Below are 3980 nucleotides of genomic sequence, written 5' to 3'. Positions count from 1 at the left end.
GTCCACCGTCGTTCGCTCGGTCTGGCCGCCGTCTCGCTCGCCTGGGGTCCCTGGTCCGGCGTGGCCGGAATGACCGGCACCCTCACCGACGCCGAGGCCGAACGCATCGCCCGGCTCGGCCTGCCGGCCATCGCCCCGGACCAGGGCGTCGCGCTCTTCGACGCGGCGCTCGCCACCGGGCACCCGGCCGTGCTGCCGGTCCGCCTCGACCTGGCGGCGATGGCCGCGCACGGTGAGGCACCCGCCCTGCTGCGCGGCTTGGTGCGGGGCCGCGTGCGGCGCGCCGTGGTCGCCGGTTCGGCTGTGTCGGCGGGCCTGGCGCAGCGACTGTCCGGCCTGGGGGGCGACGAGCGGCGGGCGGCCGTCCTGGACCTGGTGCGCGACCAGATCGCGCTCGTGCTCGGCCACGACGCCGGCTCGGCGGTCGATCCGTTGAAGGCGTTCCAGGACCTCGGCTTCGACTCGCTGACGGCGGTCGAGCTGCGCAACCGGCTGCGGACCGTGACCGGTCTCCAGCTGCCGGCCACCGTCGTGTTCGACTACCCGACGGCGAGCGCGCTGGCCGGCTTCCTGCTGGAGGGCCTGTTCGGCACCGAGAGCGTCGTCCACGTCCCCGTGGCGCTGCCGTCGTTGTCGGACGACCCGATCGTGCTCGTCGGCATGGCCTGCCGCTACCCGGGTGGCGTGGAGTCGCCGGAGGACCTCTGGCGGCTGCTGGCCGACGGCGTGGACGCGGTCTCCGGCTTCCCGACGAACCGTGGCTGGGACGTCGAGACCCTCTACAACCCGGACCCGGACCACAGCGGCACGTCCTACACGCGCTCCGGCGGATTCCTGCACACCGCCGGGGAGTTCGACCACGAGTTCTTCGGGATGAGCCCGCGCGAGGCGCTGGCGACGGACGCGCAGCAGCGCCTGCTGCTGGAGACCTCGTGGGAGGCCTTCGAGCGCGCCGGCATCGACCCGCTGTCCCTGCGCGGCAGCCGGACGGGCGTCTTCGCGGGCGTGATGTACGCCGATTACGCGAACCTGCTGGGCGGCGGTGAGTTCGAGGGCTACCAGGGCAGCGGCAGCGCGGGCAGCGTGGCCTCGGGCCGCGTCTCGTACACGCTCGGCCTGGAGGGTCCGGCGGTGACGGTGGACACGGCCTGCTCCTCGTCGCTGGTGGCCATGCACTTGGCGGCCCAGGCGCTGCGCAGCGCAGAGTGCTCGCTGGCCCTGGCCGGCGGCGTCACCGTGATGTCGACGCCGAACACCTTCGTGGAGTTCTCCCGGCAGGGTGGCCTGTCGGCCGACGGCCGGTGCCGTTCGTTCGCGGACGCGGCCGACGGCGTCGGCTGGGGCGAGGGCGTCGGCATGGTGGTGCTGGAGCGCCTGTCGGACGCCCGCCGGAACGGCCATCGAGTGCTGGCAGTTCTGCGGGGGAGTGCCGTCAACCAGGACGGTGCGTCGAACGGTCTGACGGCGCCCAACGGCCCGTCCCAGCAGCGGGTGATCCGGCAGGCTCTCGCGAGCGCCGGGCTGTCGACCGCCGACGTCGACGCCGTCGAGGCCCACGGCACCGGGACGATGCTGGGCGACCCGATCGAGGCGCAGGCCCTGCTCGCCACCTACGGTCAGGACCGTGAACTCCCGCTGCTGCTGGGCTCGATCAAGTCGAACATCGGGCACGCGCAGGCGGCGGCCGGCGTGGCCGGCGTGATCAAGATGGTGCTGGCGATGCAGTACGGCCTGCTGCCGCGCACGCTGCACGTGGACGCGCCCTCGTCGCACGTCGACTGGACGGCCGGCGCGGTCGAGCTGCTCACCGAGCGCACCGACTGGCCGGCCACCGACCATCCGCGCCGTGCGGGCGTGTCGTCCTTCGGGATCAGCGGCACCAACGCCCACGTCATCCTGGAGCAGGCCGAGCCCGAGGCCGTGCAGGACGCTGCGGTGACGCCGGGGGCGATGCCCTGGGTGGTATCCGCCAAGTCCGAAGCGGCGCTGGACGCGCAGCTCGCGCGGCTGACGGAGCTCGATGAACTCCCGGCTGCGGACGTGGCGTTCACCCTGGCCGGGCGGTCGGTCCTCCCGTACCGCGCGGTGGTCGTCGACGGCGCCGAGGTGGCCCGAGGAGTTGAGTCGGTGGGCAGGAGCGCGTTCCTCTTCCCCGGCCAGGGCTCGCAACGGCTCGGCATGGGGCGGGAGGTGTACGACCGGTTCCCGATGTTCGCCGACACCTTCGACGCCGTCTGCGCGGCGCTGGACGAGCATCTCGACCAGCCCCTCCGCAGCGTCGTGTGGGGTACGGGCGAGGAGCTGCTGAACCAGACCGCGTACGCCCAGGCCGGGTTGTTCGCCGTCGAGGTGGCCCTGTACCGGCTCGTCGAATCCCTCGGCGTGCGGCCGGAGTTCGTCGCGGGGCATTCAATCGGGGAGGTCGCGGCGGCGCACGTCGCCGGAGTGTTCAGCCTGGCCGACGCCTGCGCCCTGGTCGCTGCTCGCGGCCGTCTCATGCAGGCGCTGCCTTCGGGCGGTGCGATGCTGGCGGTGCAGGCGACGGAGGGCGAAGTCCTGCCGTTGCTGGGTGAGTTCGTGTCGATCGCCGCCGTCAACGGTCCGCGCTCGGTCGTCGTCTCCGGGAGGGAGGAGGCCGTCGCGGCGATCGAGGAGCACTTCGCCGACCGCAAGACGAACCGGCTGCGCGTCTCACACGCCTTCCACTCCCCGTTGATGGATCCGATGCTGGAGGACTTCCGTGAGGTCCTCAACGGGCTGAGCTACAACGCCCCTTCGATCCCGGTCGTCTCCAACCTCACCGGTGAACTCGGCGACGAGGACCTCTGCACCCCCGACTACTGGGTGCGCCACGTCCGCGAGGCCGTCCGCTTCGCCGACGGCGTCCGCACCCTCCACGAGGCCGGCGTCCGCCGCTTCCTGGAGCTCGGCCCCGACGCCGTCCTCACCGCCCTCACCGGGAGCGCGCTGCCCGACGGCGAGGCCGAAGCGATCCCGGCGCTCCGCCGCAACCGGGCCGAGGAGCACACCCTCGTCGACGCCCTCGCCCGCCTCCATGTCCATGGTGCGTCGGTGGACTGGGCCACCCTGTTCGCGGCCACCGGCGCCCGGCACGTCGACCTGCCGACGTACGCCTTCCAGCGCCGCCGCTTCTGGCCCGCGCCCCCCGCCGCCCGTGGCGGCGACGTCCGCTCCGCGGGCCTCGGCGCCACCACGCACCCCATGCTCGGCGCCGCCGTCGAACTCGCCGACGAGGACGGGCTGGTGCTCACCGGACGCCTGTCGACGGCCGCGTTCCCGTGGCTGGCCGACCACGTCATCCAGGGCACGGTCCTGGTCCCCGGCGCGGGCCTGCTCGAACTCGCGCTGCGCGCCGCCGCCGAGGTGGGCTGCCAGCAGGTGGAGGAGCTGACGCTGGCGGCACCGCTGGTGCTGCCCGAGCACGGTGCGCTCCAGCTCCAGCTCCGCGCCGGAACACCGGACGTCACCGGCCGCCGGGAGCTCACGATCCACTCGCGGCCGGACGGGGACCCGGACGCCGGGTGGGTTCAGCACGCGGCCGGTTCGTTGGCCGTCTCCGGAGCCTGCGAGGCGGGATCCTTCGAGGTCTGGCCGCCCGCCGACGCCGAGGCGCTGCCGGTGGAGGGCGCGTACGAGCGGATGGCGGAGGCCGGGTTCGGCTACGGCCACGCCTTCCAGGGCCTTCGGGCGGCCTGGCGGCGCGGGAACGAGCTGTTCGCGGACGTCGAGCTCCCCGAGGACGTCGAGACCGACGGCTTCGGTGTCCACCCGGCGCTGCTCGACGCGGCCATGCACGTCGCCATCGTGGACGCCGGGAGCGACGACACCGTGATCCCGTTCGCGTGGACGGGCGCTGCGCTGCGCGCCGTCGGTGCCTCGGCGGTGCGGGTGCGGATCGTCCGGCTCGGCGATGGCGGGCTGCGGCTCGACCTCGCCGACCCGGCCGGCGGCCCGGTGCT

At 73.9% G+C, this 3980-nt stretch carries 1 protein-coding gene; it reads left to right on the top strand.

What is annotated here, in order from left to right:
* Window positions 1–3980 (top strand): beta-ketoacyl synthase N-terminal-like domain-containing protein (locus ACIPLC_RS38030; RefSeq protein WP_400477637.1); only part of this gene is annotated, 3980 nt, incomplete at both ends.

This window comes from Kitasatospora sp. NPDC086801, from assembly GCF_044745805.1.
In the GTDB taxonomy this organism is placed as follows: Bacteria; Actinomycetota; Actinomycetes; order Streptomycetales; family Streptomycetaceae; genus Kitasatospora.
This window is presented reverse-complemented; position numbering and strand designations above follow the sequence as displayed.